The sequence below is a fragment of the Mycobacterium sp. 852002-30065_SCH5024008 genome (assembly GCF_001665645.1).
GTDB lineage: Bacteria > Actinomycetota > Actinomycetes > Mycobacteriales > Mycobacteriaceae > Mycobacterium > Mycobacterium paraffinicum.
Genome location: NZ_LZSZ01000128.1, coordinates 1 through 789, shown reverse-complemented (window position 1 = coordinate 789; position 789 = coordinate 1). Strand labels below are relative to the sequence as shown.

At 66.3% G+C, this 789-nt stretch carries 1 protein-coding gene; it reads left to right on the top strand.

Annotated elements, in window-relative coordinates; genetic code table 11:
* The coding region (locus tag A5781_RS16625; protein ID WP_231990736.1) for a condensation domain-containing protein at positions 1-789 on the top strand (789 nt) is incomplete at both ends.

The following is a 789-nucleotide window of genomic DNA, read 5'->3' as shown; positions in this document are numbered from 1 at the left end:
CGGGGTGGATGCCAGCGGCTGGCTGCCCGAGCGGCTCGAGGAGGCCATCGCCGCGGTGGCGGGGTATCGGTTTGATTTGGTGACCGAGATTCCGTTGCGGGCCCAGCTTTTCCGGCTCGCCTCAGATGAGTATGTGTTGGTGGCCGTGGCGCATCATATCGTCGCGGATGGCTGGTCGATCACCCCGCTGATACAGGATCTGGGCATCGCCTATGCCAGCCGCACTCAAGGCCAGGCCCCGGCCTGGGCGCCGTTGGCGGTGCAGTATGCCGATTACACGCTGTGGCAGCGTGAGCAGCTGGGCGATCTCGAGGACCCCGACAGTGTGATCGGCGGGCAGTTGGCCTACTGGCAAGACGTGTTGGCCGGGATGCCCGAACGCCTGGTGCTGCCCACCGATCGGCCCTATCCGGCGGTAGCCGATTATCGCGGGGCAAGCCTCACCATCGAGTGGCCGGCGCAGTTGCAGCAGCAGATCACCCGGGTGGCCCGCGCGCACAACGCCACCAGTTTCATGGTCATCCAAGCCGGGCTGACAATACTGCTCTCGAAGCTCAGCGCCAGTTGTGAGGTGGCCGTTGGGTTCCCGATCGCGGGCCGGCGCGACCCGGCCCTTGATGAGCTGGTCGGGTTCTTCGTCAACACCTTGGTGTTACGCGTCGAGGTGGCCGGGGATCCCAGTGTGGCTGAACTGTTGGGGCAGGTGCGCGCGCGCAGCCTGGCCGCCTTTGAGCACCAAGACGTGCCCTTCGAGCTGCTCGTGGAACGGCTGCACCCCACCCGCTCCCT